We start from the raw sequence: 23,255 nt of genomic DNA, 5'->3' as shown, positions 1-23,255 counted from the left end.
TCTGTCTTCCCCGACAGGCCGGAACAGGCTAACAACACCTCACCGCCGCCACACCCAGCCAGAACGGACTGCCCATGCCCGACACCAGTACGGCCCGTACACTCCCCATTGCCATCATCGGGGCTGGCCCGGCAGGGCTGTTTGCCGCTGAATGTCTGAGCCGGAAGGGCCATGAGGTCCATCTGTTCGACCACATGGCCAGGCCGGGACGGAAATTCCTCATGGCAGGCCGCAGCGGCCTGAACCTCACCCACAGTGAACCGCTGGAACCATTCCTGCAACGCTACGGGACAGCACGGGACTGGCTGGAACCTGCCATCCGCCACTTCCCGCCCGAGGCTCTCCGCCTCTGGGCTGAAGGATTGGGCGAACCCTGCTTCACCGGCAGTTCTGGCCGGGTCTTTCTGAAATCCCTCAAGGCCTCTCCCCTGCTGCGCCGCTGGCTGGTCCGCCTTCAGGAACAGGGCGTGCAATTCTTTCCCCGCCACAGGCTGACAGATATGCAGGGCCTGTCTCTCACCTTCCAGACACCGGAAGGCCCGGTCCAGCAGACAGGACGTGCCGTCATCCTCGCCCTGGGGGGCAGCAGCTGGGCACGACTGGGCAGTAACGGGCAATGGGCATCGCTGCTGGAACAGCACTGCACGCCTTTTGCCCCCTCCAACTGCGGCTTCATGCCGGACTGGCCTGCCGAATTCCTGCTCCGCCACGAAGGCGAGACCCTGCGGGGAGTCACGCTCAACTTCGCCGGCCAGACACATCGTGGCGATCTCATCATCACGAAACGGGGGCTGGAGGGAGCACCACTTTACGCCCTTTCAGCTCCACTGCGACAGGCTCTGGCAAAATCAGGCGGAGACACCGTAACCGTCCACCTGAATCTCCGCCCGACTCTGACGCAGGAACGCATACTGGAACGCCTCGCCCGCCAGCGTCTCCGTGAAAGCCGGAGCAACAGGCTGCGCAAGGCTCTGGGGCTGGACCGTACCATGCGGGAGCTGCTCACCCAGCTCTGCCCGGACGCCCGCACACCCGGTGAGCTGACAGACGCCATCACGCAGGCCCCCCTGCACCTTGTGGCTCCTGCTGCGCTGGACAGGGCCATTTCCACCGCCGGAGGGCTGAAACAGGCAGCGCTGGATGAAGGCTTCATGCTGCGCCACCAGCCCGGCCTGTTCGCCTGTGGTGAAATGCTGGACTGGGATGCTCCTACAGGGGGCTATCTGCTCCAGGGCTGTTTTTCCACCGCCTGCTTCTGTGCAGAGGCTGTTCATCACTGGCTCTCCCGTCCATTGCCCGGTAAAGTGGCGCCATGAGTTCATCACATTTTGGCCCCCTTCTTCTTGGCACCACAGCCCGTGGTGAGGATGCCCACATCGACCTGCCTGAACTGCTGGCTACCCGCCTGCTCGTGCAGGGCAATTCCGGCTCTGGGAAATCCCACCTCCTCCGGCGTCTGCTGGAGCAGAGCGCAACTCTCGTCCAACAGGTCATCATCGACCCGGAAGGGGATTTCGTCACGCTGGCAGAAAAATACGACCATCTCGTCATCGAGACGGACACACAGTCCGAAGCCAGCCTGCGAAGTGCGGGGGAACGGGTCCGGATGCACCGGGCCTCTGTCGTGCTGAATCTTGAGCAGAGCGAGCCGGAAGGGCAGCTCCGTTCTGTCGGTGCCTTCCTGACCGGCATGTTCGAAGCGCCAAGGGCCTACTGGTATCCTGTCCTCATCGTGGTGGACGAAGCCCAGCTCTTCGCCCCCATTGCCGGGGGTGATACCTCTGACGAGGCACGCCGCCTCTCCCTCAATGCGATGACCAACCTCATGTGCCGGGGACGCAAAAGGGGCATGGCAGGCATCATTGCCACCCAGCGTCTGGCCAAGCTGGCCAAGAATGTCGCCGCCGAGGCTTCCAACTTCCTGATGGGACGGACCTTTCTGGATATCGACATGGCTCGTGCCGCCGACCTTCTGGGCATGGAGCGCCGTGCTGCCGAAGGCTTCAGGGACCTTGCCCGTGGGCAGTTCATGGCGCTGGGACCCGCCCTCGCCCGTCGCCCCCAACGTGTCACCATCGGTCCGGTCGAGACAGCCAGCCATGCAGGTGGCCCTGCCCTCATGCCACTTGAACAGCCCAACATTCCTGTGGATGAGCTGCGGGATCTCATCCTCGAGGCCCCGCCGGAACCCGCTTCCCGCCCCCGCAAGGAACCGGCTGCCCCCAAACCGGACCTGCTGGCGCAGCTTGATGCCTACAGCTCCTCCCGTGACGCCAGAGAGCAGCAGCAGAGCCAGCAGATGGCCGCACCGGACCCGGAAACTCTCTGGACTCTCGTCGCCGAAGCCGGACAGGATGAGGATGCCGCCTACCGGCCACTCGCCACCCTGTATCAGGACTTCCAGATGAGGGCACGGCTGGCCGGGTTCTCCCGCAACATCCTGCCCATGCCGCAGTTCCAGACCATGCTGAGCACCATCCGCTGCGGTATCACCCGTGAACAGGCCGAGACCGAGGCCTGGCAGGACATCCAGCAGCGGGCCAGCCGCCTGCCGGACGACATGCAGCCTGTCTATTTCCTGCTCGCCCATGCAGCCATGGAAGGCAAACCCTGCCCGGATGATGCCGCTCTGGCCCGGGCCTATGGCACCCATTCTCTAGGGCGGGCACGGCGGCAGCTTACTTATCTTGAGAAATGCGAAGCCATCATCCTTCAGGGCACGGGCCGCCACCGTCGGATCGCCATTATTGGCCCGGGCTGGCAGACAGCCTCCCCGGCCTGCCCCCCCTAAACAGCCCCCATGGGAAGGAGCCGCCCGGGCAAGGGTCTCCTTTCCCCACGAAAAATGGCGGAGCCAGAGGCCCCGCCATTTCCTGATGCCCAAAGAAAGGGCCATCACTGAACCGGTAATAACCGACCCTGTATCAGTCCACCACCTTCGGCGGGGGGACAACACGCAGACGCTCAATCACACGGTCCCGCAGCTCTTCCGGCGTTGCATCACCAGGAACACGGATCACCGGCTCGTCATCTGTCGGCTCCTCCAGAGTGGCCAGCTGGCTCGGCAGAAGGGTCGGCGGCATATAATGCCCGACACGGTGCTTCAGCCGGTCCTCTATGATCTTCGGGTCCACCTTCAGGTAGACGAACTGGACCGGAATATGCTTGGCCAACGCATCACGATATTTCTTCTTCAGGGCGGAACAGGTCAGCACGGCACCGGTCCCCTTCTCGGCGCACTTGGCCAGCCAGTCGTGGCACAGCTCCAGCCAGGGGGCACGATCTTCATCCGTCAACGGGTGGCCACTGCGCATCTTTTCCACATTGGCTTTGGGATGCAGGTCATCACCTTCCTGAAACGGCCAGCCAAGGCTCTTGGAAAGCAGCTCAGCCACAGTGGTCTTGCCGTTGCCGGAAACCCCCATCACCACAATGTAATGCGGAGCAATACCCGATGCAGCCTTGGCGGCTTCTTTTTCTGTCATGGCGTCCATTGTTCAACCTCCCGTTCGGTGGCAACCAGCACATCGGTTGCCATATTGGGGAACAAACCATGCTCCACCACGCCTACCGTACCATCCAGCCGCGTGGCGAGAGCCTGCACGTCACTGATCGGACCGAAAGCGCAATCAAGTATCCTGTTCCCGTTATCGGTAATAAGCAGCTCGCCTGTCAGATGCCGACGGGGACGGATGACCCTTGCCCCCAGAGCCTCCAGACGGGCTGCCGTTGCCTCGTAGCCAAATGGAACAACCTCCACTGGTACAGGCACCCGCTGGCCAAGCTGGTCAACCGGTTTGGTTACATCCACGATCACGACAAAACGCCGTGACGCCTGGGCAACGATCTTCTCACGCAGCAGAGCAGCCCCCAGCCCCTTGATGAGATTCAGCGTCTTGCGCTCCACCTCATCTGCGCCATCAATGGTGATGTCGACTACGGAATGTTCTGCAAACGTCGTGATCGGAATCCCCGCTGCACGGGCAAGTCTTGTCGATTCCTCGGAGGTCGGGATGGCATGAATATCCAGCCCTTCCCCGGCAACACGCTCACCGAGCCTTTCAATCATGAATGCTGCGGTACTGCCTGTCCCCAGCCCGACGACCATCCCCGGTTTGACGAGGCTTGCAGCAAGATGGGCAGCAGCACGTTTACAGTCATCTACATTCATGAAAGCTCTCCAGCAGCGGCTTCATCGGCCAGTATGAGGATTTTCCCCTCGGAAACAATACGCCCTGATGGGATGCTGCCATCCCCCTGACGCAAACGGGCCAGCATTGGTACTTTATTTTCCCCGGTGACAAGGAAAACGACCAGTGCACTGGAGGCAATGGCCGGGTAGGTCAGTGTAAGGCGCTCATGCGGGGCCGTACGGGGCGCTGCGACGCCAACCCAGGCCTTCTTTTCCTCAAGGACAGGCTCCCCCGGGAACAGGGATGCCGTATGCCCATCCGTACCCAGGCCAAGCATGACGATATCAAACAGCGGGCGGCCTGCTTCCAGCTTCGTGGCACCATAGGCCTGTTCCAGAACGCTCTGGTAGCTGGCAGCATCTTCCGCAACCGTAGCGGCTGTCGGCATCGGATGGACCTGAGCCGCCGGGATGGAGACCCTGGAGAGCAGCAGCTCCCGGGCGCTGGCATGGTTGCTGTCCGCATGGCCCTCGGGCACGTGACGTTCATCCCCATAGAAAATTTCGACACGGGACCAGTCCACCTGCCGGGCCATGTCGGGCTGGGCAAGAATCGCAAAAAGCTGCTTGGGCGTGGATCCACCAGAGAGAGCAATGCGCACCCTGCCCTGTTGCTTTTCTTTCACCGTCCTGATCAGCAGTCTGGCCATTTCCATAGCCACGGCTTCTGAGTCCTTCAGAACCTCTACGACCGCATGGCGCATGTCTGTCGTCATACCCGTACCCTCCGAATCACGTCATCTCCCCTGCTGGCAGGGGGCTAGCGGCATAATGAACGTCTCGGCAGCATATGCCCAGCCACCTTCATCAGGTTTTCCGGTCACATGGGTGGCTTCTTTCTTCACGGAATCCGGCGCCTGCCCCATGGCGATGCCCATGCAAGCCGCCTGCAGCATCGGGATGTCATTGGGGGCATCGCCAAGAGCAGCCACTTCCTGCGGTGTTACGCCATACAGTCTGGCCAGCTCTGCCACCGCCTCGCCCTTCGTGGCCAGGGCAGGTGTGATGTTCAACTTGTGTGGGGCCGAACGCAGCAGGCTCGCCCGCCCGGCAAAAGGAGCCGCCAGCTCGGCTTCCAGCCGAGCAATCAGGGCTGTATCGTCAGAACAGACCATAAGGCGGTTCACGGTCTTCGGCGTGACGGGCCATGAAGATACTGCCCGGGGCGTAATGCCCGTCAACTCCTGCTCCCGCTTTGCCAGCAGCGTCCGACTGTCACGCACCAGCCATTCCTGTTCTGTCTGAAACCAGACCTCCACAGGGAAAGGAGACAGAGCTTCGAGAATGGCCGCAAGATCCCCGACAGAAAAATGGTGGCTCTTCAGAATGGTGCCATCCGGCATGAAAAAGACGCCCCCATTAAATCCGGCACAGGGCCCTTTCAGCCCGAGCTGCCGGACATAAGGCAGCACAGCCGCCGGGATGCGGGCACTGACGAGCGCCAGAGCCACACCCCGCTCTGCCAGATGCTGGACGGCCGTGCCTGTTGTGGGAGAAATGGTTCTGTCAGAACCAAGAATGGTGCCATCCATATCGGACAGCACCAGCCTGATCCTGGGGGATGTTTCTGTCATGAGTATCTTCCTCCCTCACGGGGGAAGAAGGGGTGCGGCCCCCTACCGCATCCCCCATTCTCCAGAACAGTTTATTTCTTGCGCTCGGTATGGCCACCAAATCCATACCGCATGGCCGAAAGAGCCTTCTCGGCGAAATTGTTGCCGGTACGGGACCGGAAACGGGTATAAAGGGCTGCGGTCATTACCGGGGCAGGCACGGCCTCCTCAATGGCGGCTTCGATCGTCCAGCGGCCTTCACCGGAATCCTGCACCTCGCCACTGAACTCGCTCAGATCACCGGAACGGGCCAGCGCCTCGGCTGTCAGGTCCAGCAGCCAGGAGGACACGACACTACCACGGCGCCACACCTCGGCAATATCAGCCAGATGCAGGTCATAACGCTCATCTTCCGGCAGCTTTTCGGAGTTCTTGCTGGCCAGCACATCAAAACCCTCAGCGATGGCCTGCATCATGCCGTATTCGATGCCGTTATGGATCATCTTCACGAAATGACCAGCCCCGGCCGGACCACAATAAAGATATCCCCTCTCGGCCCGCGGGTCGTGGCGGCCATCATCCTCACGGTCCGGCGTGCGGGGCACATCACCCATGCCCGGAGCCAGCGCATCCAGAATGGGGTCCACATAATCCGCAGCGTGCTTCTCGCCGCCATACATCATGCAGTAGCCACGCTCCAGCCCCCAGACACCACCAGAGGTCCCGACATCGATATAATCGATGCCACGCTCGCCCAGCTCTTTCGCCCGGCGGATATCTTCCTTGTAATAGGTGTTGCCACCATCGATGATGATGTCACCTTTGCCCAACAGCGGGGCGAGCTTCTGTATGCAGTCTTCCGTCACCTTGCCAGCTGGCAGCATGACCCAGATGACACGACGCTCCTCACTGGAAAGGAGTTCGGCCATTTTCTCGAAGGTCTCGGCCCCCTGGGCACGCCCCTTCTCTGACCGCTCGACAATCTTCTCGGTGACAGCGGGAGTCCGGTCGAACACGACAACATCATGCCCCTTGCGGGTCAGGCGGACGGCAATATTGCCACCCATGCGGCCAAGTCCGATAATTCCGATACGCATCCTCAAGCTCCTTTTAGAATATCTGTCACCAGCTGAGCGAGACGGTCCAGTCCTTCATGCAGGGGACCGACAACATGCACACGCAGCGCACGACGGCCACGAGCGGCCAGAACGTCGAAATCCCCCCGGGCCTGAGCGGCCTTGACGACACCAAAGCTGTAAGCGTGTCCCGGTATGGGCAGGTCCGCAGCATCATCCGCCGTCACCTGCAGGAAGACACCGCTGTTGGGGCCCCCCTTGTAAGCCTGACCTGTCGAGTGGAGGAACCGTGGACCAAACTGCGCCGCCGTGGCGACATGAAGCCGATCCCTCAACTCTGTTCTCACCGTCTGCTCCCAGGCGATATGGGCTTTGTTCCGCTCAATGTAAGCGAGGAGGCCAATATAGTCGTTCTTGCCCACACGGTCAAAATGAGCTTTCAGAATGGTTTCTGCACTACCGCTGCCCAGCGCCTCACGGTTGCGCTCATCAGCGTAAAAAGCGAGGTTTCCATCCTGGGCGAACGGCGTCTCTTCCGGCAGATGGCCCGTCTCGGCATAGGCTTTGGTCAGCTTGCGGGTCTCAACCTTGCTGAATTCCACATCAGGCTGGTCAAAAGGATTGATTCCCAGCACGGAGCCAGCCACCGCCGTGGCAAATTCAAACACGAAGAACGCCTGCACGATCTGCCCGACATCCTCGAGATGCAGGGTCACGACAGGATGTCCCGCCTCCCGCAGGGCCTTGATCCCCGGGCTGACGGGCTCATGCCCCAGCCGCAGTTCCACGAACATGCGGTCATCACCATAAACCTCCGGCGCCCCCAGCGGCTCGCCATCAATAGGGATGAGCCCCGTGCCGTTCTTGCCGGTGCTTTCAGCCAGAAGCTGCTCCAGCCAGGCACCGAGGGAGGCGATCTTCTCCGAAGCCATGAACGTGACCTTGTCCCGCCGGAAACTGGTGGCCGCCACCCCAAGGGCCAGCCCCAGACTGACACCAGGGTTTGTCACAGGCGGAACGGAAGCATCGCACGCCTCGATCATCAGCTGCGTGCTGTCCAGCAGGGCCCGGACATCGTACCCTGCTGCCGCCGCCGGAGCGAGACCAAAGGCGGACAGAACGGAATACCGCCCGCCGATCTCCGGGTTGCCGTGGAAGATATGGGCAAAGCCACGGTCTCTGGCCAGTGTTTCCAGCGATGAGCCGGGGTCCGTCACGGCGACGAAACGCTCACCGGGCTGACGGCCAAGGGCCTTCTCCGCCTGATCCCAGAAATAGGCGAACAGGATGTTCGGCTCCAGCGTACTGCCGGACTTGCTGGACACGATGAACAGCGTGTTGGCCGGGTCGATGGCCCGGCCGAAGCTGGCAACCTGCTGAGGGTCCGTACTGTCCAGAACATGCAGCTTTGGGCCACCGGGGGCTCGGCCAAAGGTTTCCTCCAGCACTTCCGGTCCGAGGCTGGAACCGCCCATGGCCAGCAGCAGCACGTCGCTGTAGCCACGTTCCTTCACCTCACGGCCCAAGGTCTCATAAGACTCAAGAGCCGCACGGCCATTCTTGACCACATCCAGCCAGCCGAGCCATCGGCTTTCCGGCCCACCGGTCCAGACGGACGCATCACGCTCCCAGATGCGCCGCACCTTGCCATCCTGGCTCCAGCTCTTGCCCGCCGCAACCACGGCATTTTCCAACTCACCCGACAATGCCAAGGATACTCGCATAAGACGTTCCCCCAAAACAGCTTCCCGGCGGGCTGCCACCGCACCGAGCAATCCATCAAAAGCGACCTCGAAAGCCGTCACACCTTCTTCCAACAAGGTGGTGGTCACACTGTCCAGATCAAGCCCCAATCGCCCTGCTTCTGCCAGAATCAGGCTGGCGCTCTCTCCACCCTGCGCAAGGCGCTCCTCCGGGATGCCATGATCCCGGAAGGCTTCCAGCGTACGGGGTGGCAATGTATTGACCGTATCAGCGCCAATCAGCTCCTCCACGTACAGCACGTCACGATAGGCCTTGTCCTTCGTGCTCGTACTGGCCCAGAGAAGACGCTGCGTCTGCGCTCCTTTCCCTGCCAGAACTTTCCAGCGCGGGCTTTCCGTTACCCTGAGATAATGCTGATACGCCATGCGGGCATTGGCAATGGCCACCTGCCCCCGCAGGGCCTTCAACGCCTCGGCTTCCGGGTCACCGGCGGCCAGACGGCGGTCGATGCGGGCATCAATGCGCCCATCAATCCGGCTGACAAAGAAAGACGCCACACTGCCAACGTGATTCACCGGCAGACCGGCCTTCACCCTGGCCTCCAGCCCCCGCAGATAGGCGTCCAGCACCTTCTCGTACATGCCCAGCGCAAAAAGGAGCGTGACATTGACGTTGATGCCCTCGGCAGTAGCCTGCTCAATGGCTGGAATGGCCTCTTCCGTCGCCGGAATCTTGATCATCACATTGGTGTGACCAACACGCTGCCAGAGCCTGCGGGCTTCTGCCAGCGTGCCTTCAGCATCATATGCCAGGTAAGGAGAAACCTCGAGACTGACATAGCCATCCCGTCCGCCGGTTTCGTCAAACACGGGCCGCAGAACCTCGCAGGCCTGACGGATATCTTCCACGGCCAGCGCCTCATAAAGCGCACCGGCTGTCAGGCTGCCGCTGGCCAGGAGGGCCTGCACGGCTTCCTCATATTCCGCACCGTGGCCAATGGCCTGCTCGAAAATGGCCGGGTTGGAGGTCACCCCTTTCAGGGCGTCCTCCTTCACCATGGCTGCCAGACGGCCATCCTCGATGAAATCCCTCCGGATGAAATCCAGCCAGATGGACTGCCCATGGCTGACCAGACGGGTCAAAGGTGTCTCTGGCGGGGTGTTTTCCATCACTCTCACTCCTTATCCAGTCAGTCTGCCTTCTGTAACAACTGGCGGGCCTGTTCATAAACAGAGTCTACCGTAAAGCCGAACTTCGCCATCAGCTCTGCTGCTGCGCCGGATTCCCCAAAGCTGTTCATGGCAATGACGACACCATCCAGCCCCACATAGCGGTCCCACCCAAAGCCGGAAGCCATCTCTACACCGACACGCCTACGGACAGAAGGTGGCAGGACGGTGTCACGATAGGCCCTGTCCTGGCTCTCGAACAGATCGAAGCTTGGCATGGAGACCACACGGGCCCGCACGCCTTCAGCCTTCAGCCGCTCATAGACACCGACCACGAGCGAAACCTCGGAGCCGGACGCCATCAACAGAATCTCCGGCTCACCCTCACAGTCCGCCAGAACGTAGCCACCACGGGCCACACCCTCGGCCGAGGCATACCGGGTACGGTCCAGCGTTGGCAGGTTCTGCCGTGTCAGGGCAAGGGCCACGGGGCCAGCACGATGCTGCATGGCCACACGCCAGCTTTCCACCACCTCATTGGCATCTGCCGGACGCAGCATGGTCAGCCCCGGCATGGACCGGAACTGGGCGAGCTGCTCGATGGGCTGATGGGTCGGGCCATCCTCCCCCACGCCGATGGAATCATGCGTGAACACATAGATCACCGGCAGGTGCATCAGCGCTGCCAGACGGATGGCGGGCTTCATGTAATCAGAAAAGATCAGGAAGCCCGCACAGAAAGGCCGCAGGCCACTCAGGGCCAAGCCGTTGCAGATGGCGGCCATCGCATGTTCACGCACACCGAAGTGCATGTTGCGGCCATCATAGCCAGCCCCTTCCTGCACCATGTTTGAAGGGGCCTGCACCGACCGGGCGCCCTTGATGAGTGTCTTGGTAGAAGGCGCAAGGTCCGCCGCCCCGCCAACCAGCCAAGGGAACTGGGATGCCACGGCATTGAGCACCTCCCCGGAACTCTGGCGGGAGGCCAGCCCTTTCTCATCCGCCGGATAGACAGGCAGCTCCGTTTCCCAGCCTTCTGGCAGGGTTCCGGCAAAAATGTGCCGCAGCTCGTCCCCTTCCTTCGGATACCGGGCGCAGTACTCGGCAAACCGTGCCTCCCATTTCGCCTGTGCTCTGGCACCACGCTGCCCGGCCAGTGCCTCGAAATGCTCCTGCACGCCATCCGGCACAGTAAAATGCGGCGCATCTTCGGGCCAGCCATAGGCCTTCTTGGCCCCTGCCAGCTCCTCCATGCCAAGCGGCTCACCATGGGCAGAGGCCGTTCCCGCCTTGCCCGGTGCCCCATAACCGATGATCGTCCTGAGAATGATCAGGGTCGGGCGGGAGGTTTCCTCCCGTCCCTGTTTCAGGGCTTCACAGATGGCAGGCACGTCGTTGCCATCAGCAACTTCCAGCACCTGCCAGCCATAGGATTCAAACCGCATGGCCACATTCTCCGTGAAGGTCACATCCGTGGAGCCCTCAATGGAAATGCGGTTGCTGTCATACACCCATGTCAGGTTGCCCAGCTTCAGATGTCCGGCCAAGGATGCGGCCTCGGCCGCAACCCCCTCCATGATATCCCCATCACCACAGAAAGAGGTAATGTGATAGCCAAAGAGGTCGAACCCCGGGCGGCCGTAATGTGTGGCAAGCCATCGCTCGGCCATGGCCATGCCCACCGCACTGCTGCATCCCTGCCCCAGCGGGCCGGTCGTGATCTCCACCCCGGCTGTCAGCCCGTATTCGGGATGGCCCGGTGTGCGGGATTCAAAACGGCGGAAATTTTTCAGGTCTTCCAGCGTCAGGGCGGGGCGATCGACCACCTGCCCGTTCTCAATATCCTTCACCCCGGCCAGAAACACCGTGGCATAGAGGAGGATGGACGCATGCCCACCCGAGAGGATAAATCGGTCACGCCCCGGCCAAAAGGGATCAGCCGGGTTATAATACATCGTAAACTGCCAGTAAGCATACATGGCCGGGGCCAGAGCCATTGCGGTACCCGGATGGCCGGATTTTGCACGCTCCACACTATCCATCACCAATGTGCGGATCGTGTCTATGCTCATTTTCGACAGCATACTGTTCACTGATCTAACGTCCTCAATTCAAACAATCATCCGATCACCCACAGCAGGCTCATGCCCCTTAACACGGCCCGATGCAGTCCGGATATTTCACAAGTGGCCTTATCCTGCGAAAGAACGCAATGCCCTACCGGCAAATAAGATCAATTTTCCTACCCATCCCTTACAGACAGGCTGGACCTGTCAGACCCGGCGGCAGATTCCGGTCAGCCTGCCCTCTTCCATCAGGCCTGCCGCAACCACATATCCTGCACGCCAGAAAGGCCTTTTCCCCCTTGACCTGACCACCGGCAGGCAGGACATTCAGAGGCCTCTGACACGACCCATTCTTTTACCGCAAAGGCAGCCCATCCATGACGCAGCCCGAAATGTCCTTCACCCCGGAGCAGATCACCGCTCTCTTCATCGATGCGGCCCGCAATGGTGAGAATGATCTGGTCAGGCAGTTTCTTGAGGCCGGCATGCCGGCAGACTGTGCCGACAGCCGGGGCTATACACCCCTCATCGTCGCCACCTACAACGACCAGCTCGACACGGCCAGCCTGCTGCTGGACAACGGGGCCGACCCGAACGGCGTGGACGCCAAGGGGGCCACGGCGCTCTCCGGTGTGGCCTTCAAGGGGTATGAGGCCATTGCCCGCCTGCTGCTGGAGCGTGGCGCCAATATCGACCAGGCCAACCATGCCGGGCGCACGCCGCTCATGTTTGCCATCATGTTCGGACGGCAGGGCATGGCCCGCCTGCTGCTGGAACGTGGCGCCAACCCGGACATCCGGGATACGGAAGGCCTTTCCGCCAGAGACCTTGCCCACCGCCAGGGCCTTGGCAGCCTCTTTGCGGAGGCCACCGCCCCATGAGCCGTTTCTGGAACCGGCAGGTCCACGACCTCCAGCCCTACATCCCCGGTGAACAGCCCCGCATGACCAATCTGGTCAAGCTGAACACCAATGAGTCCCCCTACGGTCCGTCCCCCCGTGCGCTGGAAGCGATGAAGGCCAGCGTAACTGATGACCTGCGCCTCTATCCAGACCCGACAGCCCTGGCCCTGCGCACGGCCATTGCTGAACAGGAAGGAGTTCCGGTCGAGTGCGTCTTCACCGGCAACGGTTCTGACGAGGTCCTGGCCCACGCCTTCCGGGCCCTCTTCCGTGACGATGCGCCGGTCCTGTTCAGCGATGTGACCTATGGCTTCTACCCGATCTACTGCCAGATGTTCGGGCTGGATTACCGCACCATTCCCCTGCGGGATGATTTCACCATCGCACCAGACGATTATGACGGTCCGGCTGGTGGTGTCATAATCGCCAATCCCAATGCCAACACCGGCATCAGCCTGCCCCTGCCAGCCATTGAAGGACTTCTGAAGCGCTTCAATGCCCAGACGGTCATCATCGATGAAGCCTATGTCGATTTCGGCGGGACCAGCGCCGTGGCCCTGACACAGCGTTATCCCAACCTTCTCATCGTCCGTACCTTCTCCAAATCCTCCGGTCTGGCGGGGCTGCGCGTGGGCTATGCCATCGGCTCGGCGGAGCTGGTGGAAGGGCTGACACGGGTAAAAGACAGCTTCAACTCCTATCCGCTGTCCCGCCCGGCACAGGCCGGGGCTGAAGCCTCCATCCGGGACACGGAGTGGCTGGAACAGACCACCACCCGCATCATCGCCACACGGGAGCGCACCGTGGCAGCCCTGCGGGAGCGTGGCATGACGGTCCTGCCCTCCACGGCCAATTTCATTCTGGCCCATCACCCCTCATGCCCAGCTGACACGCTTTTCACCGGCCTGCGGGAGCGGGCCATCATCGTCCGCCATCAGGGCGGCAGCCCCCGCATCAGCGACTGGCTCCGCATCACCATCGGCACGGATGAGGAGATGGACGCCCTGCTGGCCGCACTGGATGACCTGCTGCCCCGCTGACGCATCAGCCCCCTCATCATTTTACAGATTAACAGGACAGACCCATGCCCACATCCTCTTTCACACATGACCAGCTTCTGGACCGTCTGGCCGAAGTTTCCGTCCGTACGGGGCTGAACATCACACCTGGCCAGCAGCTCATCATCACGGCAGGGCTGGAAGCCGTACCCCTCATCCGGCGCATCACGGCCCATGCATACAAGGCTGGAGCGTCACTGGTCACAACCCTGTATCAGGATGATGAGACTACGCTGGCCCGCTTCCAGCACGGTCATGAAGACAGCTTTGACACGGCAGCGGGCTGGCTGGCCAACGGCATGGCGGAAGCCTTTGGCAAAGGAGCCGCCCGCATGGCCATCACGGGGGGGAACCCGACCCTGCTGAAGGACCAGAACCCGGACCACATCTCCCGTGTCAGCCGGGCCAGCTCCACGGCCTATCGTCCGGCCATGGAACGCATCACCAATTTTGACATCAACTGGAACATCATTGCCTGCGCCACACCGGCCTGGGCCGAGCAGGTTTTTCCACATCTGCCAGCAGAGGAAGCCCTCACCGCCCTGTGGAATGGCATCTTCCAGGCCTCCCGCGTGGATGTGGCCGACCCGGTAGCGGCCTGGGCGGACCATAACCGGACCCTCCATGCCCGTGCTGCCATGCTGAATGACCGCCGCTTCGACGCCCTGCACTTCACCGGACCGGGCACAGACCTGACGGTCGGGCTGGCGGATGGCCACCTCTGGGCCGGTGGTGCCGAAGAAGCCAAGAATGGCATTGTCTGCAACCCGAACATCCCGACAGAGGAAGTCTTCACCACCCCACACTGTGCCCGTGTGGAAGGGACCGTCTCCAGCACCAAGCCACTCTTCCATCAGGGATCGCTGATTGACGGAATCCGGGTCCGCTTCGAAAAGGGGCGCATCGTGGAGGCTCATGCCAGCAAAGGCGAAGATGTGCTGAAACGCATTCTGGACAGTGATGAAGGCGCACGCCGCATTGGCGAGGTTGCCCTCGTACCCCACTCCTCCCCCATCTCCCGGAGTGGCATCCTGTACCAGAACACCCTGTTCGATGAGAATGCCGCCTGCCACATCGCTCTTGGGCAGGCTTACACGAAATGCATGACCAACCCTGAAGGGCAGAGCGAAGAAGAGCTGATCGCCCGTGGAGCCAATCATTCCATCATCCATATCGACTGGATGATCGGTTCCGACAGGATCAACATTGACGGCCTGAAGGATGGCCAGCGCACACCCCTCATGCGCTCTGGCGAATGGGTCTGACCCCTCCAAGGAAACAGTAACCGTGACCATTGCTCTTGACCCCGCCCGCCTGCCAAAGCTGGACATCCTCTCCCTCGCCCGGACCGGCCTCATCCTCCGTGCCGAGCGGGAGACACCCGATACGGGTATTCCCAGTTTCCTGACCCGGTCAGGCTGGGTCGAGCTGGTCACCCATCACCGTCGCTCCACAACCGACGGAATTGAAACGGAGGAGCAGACAGCCAACCGCCTGCTCCCCGCACTGGAGCGCATCTGCGCCCGCCTCCTCAGCGAGGCGGCCCGTGGGGCAAAGGCACAGGACAGGCAGGATGCCTCCGTCTTTACCGTGGAAACAGACCTTTTCCCCAGCTCTACGCAGACACGCATTGTCCTGGTTGCAGACAGGACCCATCCCGTTGCCTGCGCCCTGATCGGCACGCCAGAACAGATCACCCAGCTTCTGGCCTCCACCGATACGAAGAGCGGTGAAGCCTGAAACGATTCGGACCTCCTACATCCTATTTCCAAATGTTTTACCCTCGAAATAGGATTAAAACAGTTTTATTTTATCATTAAAAGAATTGATGACCTGCCCCGTTCCCATAAAAAAAATTAGGAACGTTCTATAACCCTTGTTCGACAGGCCTATTTAGCAAAACTATATTGTTGCTTAATTTTTCACTTATATTTAAATACAATTTTTTACTATGGTAATTGCTGAAAATAATTTCAGTATGCGAAAAAAAATTATAAATTAAATGTAAGTATAACTTCATATTACCTTATCAGAAGCCTATCATATTCTTCTTTTCTGTAAAGAAAAACATCAAAAAACCCCTTATTTGACACAAAAAAGTCCTATGATTCCGACATATACGACGAAAGTTCTGGTTGTATGGATTGCTAAAAAAACAATCAAAGGTTGCATTTCATAAAAAATCTCTTCCATAATACAACCGTTCCAAGGGGAGTTGAAATTATGCGTATTCTCATCGCTGATAGCGACAGCGGCGCTGTAAGCCATCTGGTAAAGGTACTGGGGAAGTCCTCTTACGCGGTCGACCACGTCAAAACCGCCGATGAAGCCCTCAACATGTTCAAGCACTATGAATATGATCTCTTCATAACCGAGCTGGTACTGAGCGACCTGCCGGGAGAAGAGCTCATCCGTCAGGTCCGACGCTCCCGGATCTCCACGCCCATCATGGTTCTGTCCGTCCGGACAGACTCCCCGACCAAGGTGGCCGCCTTCTCAGCTGGGGCTGATGACTACGTTACCAAACCCTTCGACATGAGCGAGACCCAGGCGCGCATCCAGGCTCTGACCCGCCGTTCTTACGGCATCGCTGAATCACGCCTGTGCGTTGGCCCGCTGGAACTGGACCTTGAAAGCCGGATGGTCAGCGTCAATGGTCACTTCCTGCACCTCACCAGCAAGGAATATTCCATTCTGGAGCTGCTGCTCCTGCGCAAGGGGGCAGTCCTCACCAAGGACATGTTCCTGAACCATCTCTATGGTGGCATTGACGAACCCGAAATGAAGATCATTGATGTCTTCATCTGCAAGCTGCGGCGCAAGCTTCAGCGCTTCGGTGCCGAACACATGATCACCACTGTCTGGGGTCGGGGTTACATCCTTCAGGATCCGGCCGTGGCGGCTGGTACCTCTGCTTCTTCGCAAGGCTTTACCGAAGGGTCGGCTCCCCTGCGTCAGGCAGGCTGAAATCCAGGCACGGAGCAGCCCTCCCATCTCCCGTGAAGTAAAGAAAAAGGCCCTTGCCCCATGGTGCAGGGGCTTTTTCTTTACTGAAAGGGAAAGGCTTTTCAGGCTCCGGCCAACGTCTGGATATGGGCACTGACCCGGTCCACGACCTCGGCTACCAGAGCCCTGTCCCGGGCCTCCACCATCACGCGGATCAACGGTTCTGTCCCGCTGGCCCGCAGTACAAGACGCCCCTTCCCCTTCAGCCGTTCTTCCGCCCAGCTGACAATCTCCCCAAGGGCCGGATGCTTCATAGGATTATCACCCTTGTAGGCCACATTTTTCAGGGTCTGGGGATAAGGCTCAAAAAGATGACACAGCTCACTGGCTGGCTGGCCGGATTCCACCAGAGCTGCCAGAACCTGAAGCGCTGCCAGCAGGCCATCCCCTGTTGTGGCGTGATCGGACAGCACCATATGGCCGGACTGCTCCCCGCCAAGATTGCCTCCCGTCTGGCGCATGCGCTCCACAACATAACGGTCCCCGACAGCCGTTCGATACAGGCTTAGCCCCTGCGTTGCCAGATAATCCTCCAGCCCGATATTGGACATGACAGTCGCCACGATCTCGGAACCATTCAGCCGCCCCATGCGCTTCCAGAGTGTAGCGATGAGAGCCAGTATCTGGTCCCCGTCCACCAGCTCGCCCCGCTCATTGGTGAACAGGACACGGTCCGCATCCCCATCCAGCGCAATACCGCAATCTGCCCCATGAGCCCGCACAGCTTCACAGAGTGCCTGCGGATGGGTAGAGCCGACACCATCATTGATGTTCAACCCATCCGGTGAGGCCCCTATGGTTATGACCTCTGCCCCCAGCTCCCAAAGGGCTGCAGGTGCCACACGGTAGGCAGAACCATGCGCACAATCGAGCACGATTTTCAGACCATCCAGCCGCAATCCCCGCGGAAAGGACGATTTGACACTCTCAATATACCGGCCTGCCGCATCATTCAGGCGGGAGGCCCGCCCTATGGCCGCAGGCGATGCCAGCTGTCCGCTCAGATCGTCCCCCATCAGGGCTTCGATCTCTGCCTCAACAGCATCGGAAAGCTTGAACCCGTCCGGGCCGAACAGCTTGATCCCGTTATCCGTGAAAGGATTGTGGGATGCCGAAATCATGACACCCAGATCAGCCCGCAGGGAGCGGGTCAGAAAAGCAACAGCAGGCGTAGGCAGCGGCCCCAGCAGGACGACATCCACACCTGCCGAGAGAAAACCGGACACCAGGGCACACTCGATCATGTAACCGGAAAGACGCGTATCTTTGCCCAGCACAACCGTGTGGCGATGCTGGCGCCCTGTCTGCCGGCAGAAATACAGACCCGCCGCCTGCCCCAGCTTCTGGGCTATCTCCACCGTCATGGGTGCCGTATTGGCCTCGCCACGGATCCCGTCAGTCCCGAAAAACTTCCGCCCGTCTGCCATGACTTCCCCCTCCGTCTTCCATACCATATGCGGCTTCTGCCAACAGCTGACAGGGCTTGCCTTCCTGCACCAGATGCTCCCTGCAATGCCAGCCATTCCCCCGATACGCAAGCCTTTCATAAACAGAACGGGCGCATGGCCAGTGCTGCCATGCGCCCGTCATCCCTGTCAGTCAGACCAGAATAGCCTCAGCCCGATCAGGCCGGCTGGGAGGCCACTTCTCCCCCACTGGCAGCGCCCGACATGGCACCGGAAGATGGCACCGACGGACGACGCCCATTGAAGGAATATTCCTCCTCTTCTTCCTTGCCCAGCGGTTCCCCCCGGATGACCTTTTTCACTTCCTCGCCCGTCAGCGTCTCATATTCCACCAGCGCCGCAGCAAGGGCATGAAGGGCATCAATATGGGTCAGAAGAGTATGCTTGCACTGGCCATATGCCTGATCGATCAGCTTGCGGACTTCCTGGTCGATCTCACGACCTGTCTGGCCGGAAATCTGACTCCTGTCCGTGCAGTCCACCATGCCGATAAGCTCGCTCATGCCGATCTGTGCCACCATGGACCGGGCTGTGCTGGTCGCCTGGCTGATGTCGGAGGCCGCACCGCTGGTCACGGCATCATGACCATAAATGATCTCCTCCGCCACACGCCCGGCCACGGCCACGACGATACGGGCATAGGCCTCCCGACGGGATATGACATCAGGGTCCTTGTCCGGCAGGCTCATCACCATGCCAAGAGTCCGCCCACGAGGCACGATCGTAGCCTTGTGGATGGGGGTTGTCCCCGGGGTCAGCACGGAAGCAATGGCATGGCCAGCCTCGTGATAGGCTGTCATGCGCTTTTCTTCCTCCTCAATGACGGCAGACCGGCGCTCGGCACCCATCCATATCTTGTCCCGGGCCTCCTCAAACTGGGCCATGGAGACGACCTTCCTGTTCTGCCGTGCCGCAAACAGGGCGGCCTCATTGACAAGATTGGCCAGTTCCGCACCCGAAAAACCGGGCGTGCCCCGTGCAATCACCCTTGGGTTGACATCCGCAGACAGGGGCAGCTTCTTCAGATGAACCTGAAGAATCTTCTCACGCCCCAGCATGTCCGGGTTGGGCACGACGACCTGCCGGTCGAACCGACCCGGACGCAGCAGAGCCTGATCCAGCACATCGGGACGGTTGGTCGCTGCAATGAGGATGACCCCCTCGTTGCTGTCGAAACCATCCATCTCCACAAGCATCTGGTTCAGTGTCTGCTCACGTTCATCATTGCCACCTCCCAGACCAGCACCACGCTGGCGGCCTACGGCATCGATCTCATCGATGAAGATGATGCAGGGCGCATTCTTCTTCCCCTGTTCGAACATGTCACGGACACGGGATGCACCAACACCGACGAACATCTCGACAAAATCGGATCCGGAAACGCTGAAGAACGGCACATTGGCCTCGCCAGCCACGGCACGGGCCAGCAGGGTCTTCCCTGTACCGGGAGGACCAACCAGCAGAACACCCTTGGGCAGGCGTCCCCCCAGACGGGTGAATTTATGCGGGTCCTTGAGGAAGTCGACAATCTCGACAAGGTCTTCCTTGGCTTCATCCACCCCGGCCACGTCGGCAAAGGTGACACGCCCCTTCTTCTCCACCATCATCTTGGCACGGGACTTGCCAAAGCTCATCGCCCCCCGCCCGGCCCCGCCATTCTGCATCTGGCGAAAGACCATGAAGCCCAGGCCCAGCATCAGGATGATCGGCAGATAAGCCGCAATGTAACGAAGAACGGGATTGTCATCACTCTGGGGCGGGTGGGCAGTCACCTCAACTCCAGCCGCCGTCAGCCGGGACACCATCGAGGGGTCGGACGGAGCATAGGTCTCGAACGACGTACCATTGGTCAGCACGCCGGAAATGTTCTGCTCCCGGATGGTAACGGACCGGACCTCATGACGCTCCACATCATGCACGAAGTCAGAATAGGCGATCTTCTGAACGGCCTGTCGGCTGCCCCCAGGCTGGAATGCCGCCAACATGCCGATGACCGCCAGGACGATGACCACCCAGATCGCAACATTACGGCCAATGTTTTTCATCTCTTCAAAAACCTCACAAATCGGGACGCACAGGCCGGGCCGGCGTCACACTCAGTGCCTTCAAGATAGGTATTTCTGGCAGCGTTCCCACCCCCATCAGGCCAAAATGGATGAAAAACCCTGATTCCGCCTCATTCGCACGGCCTGTTTCATCCCGTCCAGTCCCGTTCCCCTGTCAGGGGCGTTCCCCCATCCCAGACAAAAGTCACACGGGGCAGGTCGGGCCGCAGCCCTCTCATGCCCTCTGGAACTGCAACAGGTTCACCCCCAACCCACAGGGCAGGCAGAGCGGGCAGAACACAGGCCGGAACGGCCCGGCCCGCCCGCTGCCACGGCCCCAGAGCCGCCACGACCGCATCCGTATGATCAGGCCCCAGATACCGCCAGCGCCCGTCCCAGCACTGCCCATGCCGGGCCGGACGCTTTTCCGTCAGATTCCTGGCCTCGCGGTACAGCATCCAGCCTGTTTCCCGCCCCCGGAGAGGATGCAGGCAGACCCGCCCCAGAGAGCCTTTTCCAGCCCGCCGCAGGGCCACAACAGCCTGACGGGAAGGCACATAATCCTGCCCCCCCACAAGGCGGATCAGCCGCCCCAGCAATTCATCCTCCAGCAACGGCTCCGTGTCATGATCCTCACCGCCCCCCAGCTGAAGAATTTCCGGTGCAAGTTTCAGCCATCCTTCCGGCTGCCAGGCCACCCCACAGGCCATGAGAGCCGCCAGCCGATCCTCAACCCTCTTCTGTCTGGCACAGGCACCCTGCCTTAGAACATGCATCGCCCGCCGCCCGGCATCTGTCAGATCCTGCCGGACTTCCACACGGCGGAAACGGCGGTTCTGATTTGATGGGTCCTCACACCAGGACACCCCAGCGGTGCGCAGCGTCATTTTCAGCCGTTCCGGCCGAATCCCCAATAACGGCCTCAGCAGAGTGATCCGCCCCCGCACAGTCCGGGCCGCCATGCCACACAATCCCCGGGGTCCACTGCCCCGCTCCTGACGCATCCAGAGTGTTTCCTCCTGGTCCGCCTCATGATGCGCCACCAGCAGAACGGAGCCTCCAGCGTCGATACAGGCACTTTCCAGAACACCGAAACGGGCTTCTCTGGCCCGGTTCTGTATCCCGCCGGGTCTGAGAGGGGCCAACGTGAGCTGCCGTGCCGGAATATCCAGTTCCGCAAGACGCTGGCAGGTCAGAGCAGCTTCCCCGGCCGATTCAGGCCGCAGGGCATGATCCACGACCAGCGCCAGAACATGGCGCCTCCACCCCCGGGCCAGCAGGGCCAATGCCATGGAATCGCCCCCACCAGACACGGCGATGCAGAGTGGATGCGCCGCCTCATCCGGCCCCACAGGACCGATCCGGGACATGATGTCAGCAAACTCACCGGGCGTGACGGGCCTCACCCCATCTTTATCCAGCTCCGTCGTCCCCACCATGCTCCTTAATGACAACCTGCCCGCTCGCTGAAAATTTTCTCGGACGACTTCACCCGGGCCGAAGCATTGGGGAATTCCTTGTGCAGCCGTTGCAGGGCCTCGCAGGATGCCGTCCTGTTGCCCAGTGCCAGCATGGACGCCGAAACACCCAGCAGGGCCTCTGGTGCCCGTGGGGAATCAGGCGAATGGCTGTACACATCGTAGTAGGTCAGGGCGGCATTCTTGTAGGATTTCTGCCCGGCCAGCGACTGCGCCAGCAGATACTGGGCCTCCGTGCGGCTCCAGCCCGTCTTGCTCTGCTTGAGGGCCTGCCGGGCCTGTGTCTCCGCAGCCTCATACTGATGGGCCTTCAGGGCCGCACGACCTGCCTTGAGGGTATCGGCCACAGAGGTTGCCTGTGGCGTTGCCGGCGGTGCCGCTACGACCGCCGCCGGGGCTGATGCCGCCGCTTCCCCGGCCTCGGGAGCCGGACGGGGCGCAGCATGATGACCATTCTCGAGGGCAAACTGCATGTCCCCCATCTGCTTCGCCACCGCAGCCTCATCCTGATGAAGCTGATTGCTCATCTGCTCCATCTGGCCATGCATCTCCCGCACCTGGCTCTCCAGAGAATTCACACGCTCCAGCAGATTGGCCACAAGATCGCCTCCGCTACGCCCTGATGAAACACCCGAAGACCGGTTGCTGTCATCACCGCTGGATGTCGGAAGGGGAGCGGAAAGATCCTCACCCTGCTCATCAACACTGCCCACACCATCACCCAGGCCACCACCATCATGCTGACGGGCCAGTGCCTGATGCTGCCGCATGATGGCCTCGCGGGAGAGACCATCCTCCGCCCATGCCGGAGCAAATGCTGCGCTTGCCGTGCAGGAGAGCAGCACGGCCCCCAGCGCACTTTTCAGAATGGCTGAAACAGGCCCCAGAACAGGCCGAGCAGAATGACCCATGATCTCATCTCCCAACGGACAGGCAATCATCACACATAAAAAAATCGGGCCGGTTTCCTCAACCGGCCCGACCTTTCCCAGAAAGGGCATCATCTGCCCCTTCCTACAGGTTTCCCGGAACCGGGCCTGCTTTAACGGACAGACGTAATGGCGTTACGGTTCTGTGCCCATGCTTCCGGCGTATCACCATCAGCTGTCGGCCGGTCCTTACCATAAGAGATCGTCATGATACGGGACGGCGCCACACCCTTGGCCTCCAGATACTCACGGGCAGCATTGGCACGACGCTGACCCAGAGCAATGTTATACTCCTCGGTGCCACGGTCGTCACAGTTGCCAGCCACCAGGATGTTGACCTGCGGGTAACGGGCAAGCCAAGCAGCCTGCTTGTCCAGCGTGGCGCGGCCCTCGCTGTTGAGCTGGTTCTTGTTCAGCTCGAAATAGACGCGGTCCCCGGCAGTGGCGACCAGATCAGCCTGGCTGCCCGGAACGGGACCCTGGCTCATCTGCTGCATGTTCTGCCCATCGCCATTGTTGTCGTGGTCCTTGTGGTTACCACTACAGGCGGTCAGAGCGCAGGCCATGCCCAGCACGGCGAACATCTTCAACTTCATGACAATCTCCTGCAA

The 23,255-nt window shown here is 60.7% G+C and carries 19 protein-coding genes; 7 read left to right on the top strand and 12 right to left on the bottom strand.

The annotated features are described in order from the left end of the window. Nucleotides 1–74: 74 nt before the first annotated feature. Together DTQ13_RS06965 and DTQ13_RS06960 are read left to right on the top strand one after the other, a co-directional pair. Nucleotides 75–1,316, top strand: a complete 1,242-nt coding sequence (locus DTQ13_RS06965; RefSeq protein WP_081562950.1) for a TIGR03862 family flavoprotein — start codon at nucleotides 75–77, stop codon at nucleotides 1,314–1,316. Beyond that, nucleotides 1,313–2,791, top strand: a complete 1,479-nt coding sequence (locus DTQ13_RS06960; protein WP_248460416.1) for an ATP-binding protein — start codon at nucleotides 1,313–1,315, stop codon at nucleotides 2,789–2,791. The genes DTQ13_RS06965 and DTQ13_RS06960 overlap by 4 nt, the downstream gene beginning before the upstream one ends. Before the next feature lie 133 nt (nucleotides 2,792–2,924). Here the strand turns inward: DTQ13_RS06960 and DTQ13_RS06955 are convergent, their stop codons facing one another. From DTQ13_RS06955 to tkt, 7 genes are all read right to left on the bottom strand, one after another. Continuing rightward, a complete protein-coding gene (locus tag DTQ13_RS06955) occupies nucleotides 2,925–3,485 on the bottom strand; it encodes a gluconokinase (RefSeq protein WP_043561569.1) in 561 nt (186 codons plus the stop codon). Then, the gene (rpiA, locus tag DTQ13_RS06950) at nucleotides 3,482–4,171 is read right to left on the bottom strand and encodes a ribose-5-phosphate isomerase RpiA (RefSeq protein ID WP_248460415.1); all 690 of its coding nucleotides are present in this window, start codon (nucleotides 4,169–4,171) and stop codon (nucleotides 3,482–3,484) included. Before rpiA ends, DTQ13_RS06955 begins: the two co-directional genes overlap by 4 nt. Beyond that, nucleotides 4,168–4,908 carry a 6-phosphogluconolactonase gene (pgl, locus tag DTQ13_RS06945; protein WP_043560822.1) on the bottom strand — a complete coding sequence of 247 codons (741 nt, stop codon included), beginning with the start codon at nucleotides 4,906–4,908 and terminating at the stop codon, nucleotides 4,168–4,170. The genes rpiA and pgl overlap by 4 nt, the downstream gene beginning before the upstream one ends. A gap of 21 nt (nucleotides 4,909–4,929) precedes the next feature. Then, a complete protein-coding gene (locus tag DTQ13_RS06940; protein WP_248460414.1) occupies nucleotides 4,930–5,766 on the bottom strand; it encodes an HAD family hydrolase in 837 nt (278 codons plus the stop codon). A 71-nt stretch (nucleotides 5,767–5,837) separates the two neighbouring features. Beyond that, the gene (gnd, locus tag DTQ13_RS06935) at nucleotides 5,838–6,842 is read right to left on the bottom strand and encodes a phosphogluconate dehydrogenase (NAD(+)-dependent, decarboxylating) (RefSeq protein WP_043560825.1); all 1,005 of its coding nucleotides are present in this window, start codon (nucleotides 6,840–6,842) and stop codon (nucleotides 5,838–5,840) included. A gap of 2 nt (nucleotides 6,843–6,844) precedes the next feature. Then, nucleotides 6,845–9,694 carry a bifunctional transaldolase/phosoglucose isomerase gene (locus DTQ13_RS06930; RefSeq protein ID WP_248461238.1) on the bottom strand — a complete coding sequence of 950 codons (2,850 nt, stop codon included), beginning with the start codon at nucleotides 9,692–9,694 and terminating at the stop codon, nucleotides 6,845–6,847. 20 nt (nucleotides 9,695–9,714) lie between these two features. Continuing rightward, nucleotides 9,715–11,766, bottom strand: coding sequence for a transketolase (gene tkt, locus DTQ13_RS06925; protein WP_248460413.1), 2,052 nt, complete (start codon nucleotides 11,764–11,766; stop codon nucleotides 9,715–9,717). A 371-nt stretch (nucleotides 11,767–12,137) separates the two neighbouring features. On the opposite strand from tkt, the gene DTQ13_RS06920 reads away from it, so the two are divergent. The 5 genes from DTQ13_RS06920 to DTQ13_RS06900 all read left to right on the top strand — a co-directional run bounded on the left by DTQ13_RS06920 (nucleotide 12,138) and on the right by DTQ13_RS06900 (nucleotide 16,687). Further along, nucleotides 12,138–12,641, top strand: coding sequence for an ankyrin repeat domain-containing protein (locus DTQ13_RS06920; protein ID WP_043560832.1), 504 nt, complete (start codon nucleotides 12,138–12,140; stop codon nucleotides 12,639–12,641). After that, entirely contained in the window at nucleotides 12,638–13,702 is a 1,065-nt protein-coding gene (hisC, locus tag DTQ13_RS06915; RefSeq protein WP_086431155.1) for a histidinol-phosphate transaminase, read from the top strand. Before DTQ13_RS06920 ends, hisC begins: the two co-directional genes overlap by 4 nt. Before the next feature lie 44 nt (nucleotides 13,703–13,746). Beyond that, entirely contained in the window at nucleotides 13,747–14,985 is a 1,239-nt protein-coding gene (locus DTQ13_RS06910; RefSeq protein WP_043561572.1) for an aminopeptidase, read from the top strand. A 22-nt stretch (nucleotides 14,986–15,007) separates the two neighbouring features. Beyond that, nucleotides 15,008–15,460, top strand: a complete 453-nt coding sequence (locus tag DTQ13_RS06905; protein ID WP_081563440.1) for a hypothetical protein — start codon at nucleotides 15,008–15,010, stop codon at nucleotides 15,458–15,460. Between the two features lie 483 nt (nucleotides 15,461–15,943). Further along, on the top strand, nucleotides 15,944–16,687 hold the full coding sequence (locus DTQ13_RS06900) for a response regulator transcription factor (protein WP_043560843.1): 744 nt from the start codon (nucleotides 15,944–15,946) through the stop codon (nucleotides 16,685–16,687). Between the two features lie 101 nt (nucleotides 16,688–16,788). On the opposite strand, the gene glmM is transcribed toward DTQ13_RS06900, so the two are convergent. From glmM to pal, 5 genes are all read right to left on the bottom strand, one after another. Continuing rightward, nucleotides 16,789–18,153 carry a phosphoglucosamine mutase gene (gene glmM, locus DTQ13_RS06895; RefSeq protein ID WP_043561575.1) on the bottom strand — a complete coding sequence of 455 codons (1,365 nt, stop codon included), beginning with the start codon at nucleotides 18,151–18,153 and terminating at the stop codon, nucleotides 16,789–16,791. A gap of 197 nt (nucleotides 18,154–18,350) precedes the next feature. Continuing rightward, nucleotides 18,351–20,237: an ATP-dependent zinc metalloprotease FtsH gene (gene ftsH / locus DTQ13_RS06890; protein WP_043560846.1), complete on the bottom strand. Its 1,887-nt coding sequence runs from the start codon at nucleotides 20,235–20,237 to the stop codon at nucleotides 18,351–18,353. Nucleotides 20,238–20,386: 149 nt separating this feature from the next. Next, nucleotides 20,387–21,676: a tRNA lysidine(34) synthetase TilS gene (gene tilS, locus DTQ13_RS06885; RefSeq protein WP_248460411.1), complete on the bottom strand. Its 1,290-nt coding sequence runs from the start codon at nucleotides 21,674–21,676 to the stop codon at nucleotides 20,387–20,389. A gap of 5 nt (nucleotides 21,677–21,681) precedes the next feature. Next, nucleotides 21,682–22,719 carry a tol-pal system YbgF family protein gene (locus DTQ13_RS06880; RefSeq protein ID WP_248460410.1) on the bottom strand — a complete coding sequence of 346 codons (1,038 nt, stop codon included), beginning with the start codon at nucleotides 22,717–22,719 and terminating at the stop codon, nucleotides 21,682–21,684. 38 nt (nucleotides 22,720–22,757) lie between these two features. Next, the gene (gene pal / locus DTQ13_RS06875) at nucleotides 22,758–23,240 is read right to left on the bottom strand and encodes a peptidoglycan-associated lipoprotein Pal (RefSeq protein WP_043560851.1); all 483 of its coding nucleotides are present in this window, start codon (nucleotides 23,238–23,240) and stop codon (nucleotides 22,758–22,760) included. Nucleotides 23,241–23,255 lie beyond the last annotated feature (15 nt).

Source organism: Parasaccharibacter sp. TMW 2.1888 (assembly GCF_023167265.1).
GTDB lineage: Bacteria > Pseudomonadota > Alphaproteobacteria > Acetobacterales > Acetobacteraceae > Bombella > Bombella apis.
Note: the sequence above shows the minus strand (reverse complement) of the source record. Positions and strands in the feature narration are given on the sequence as shown.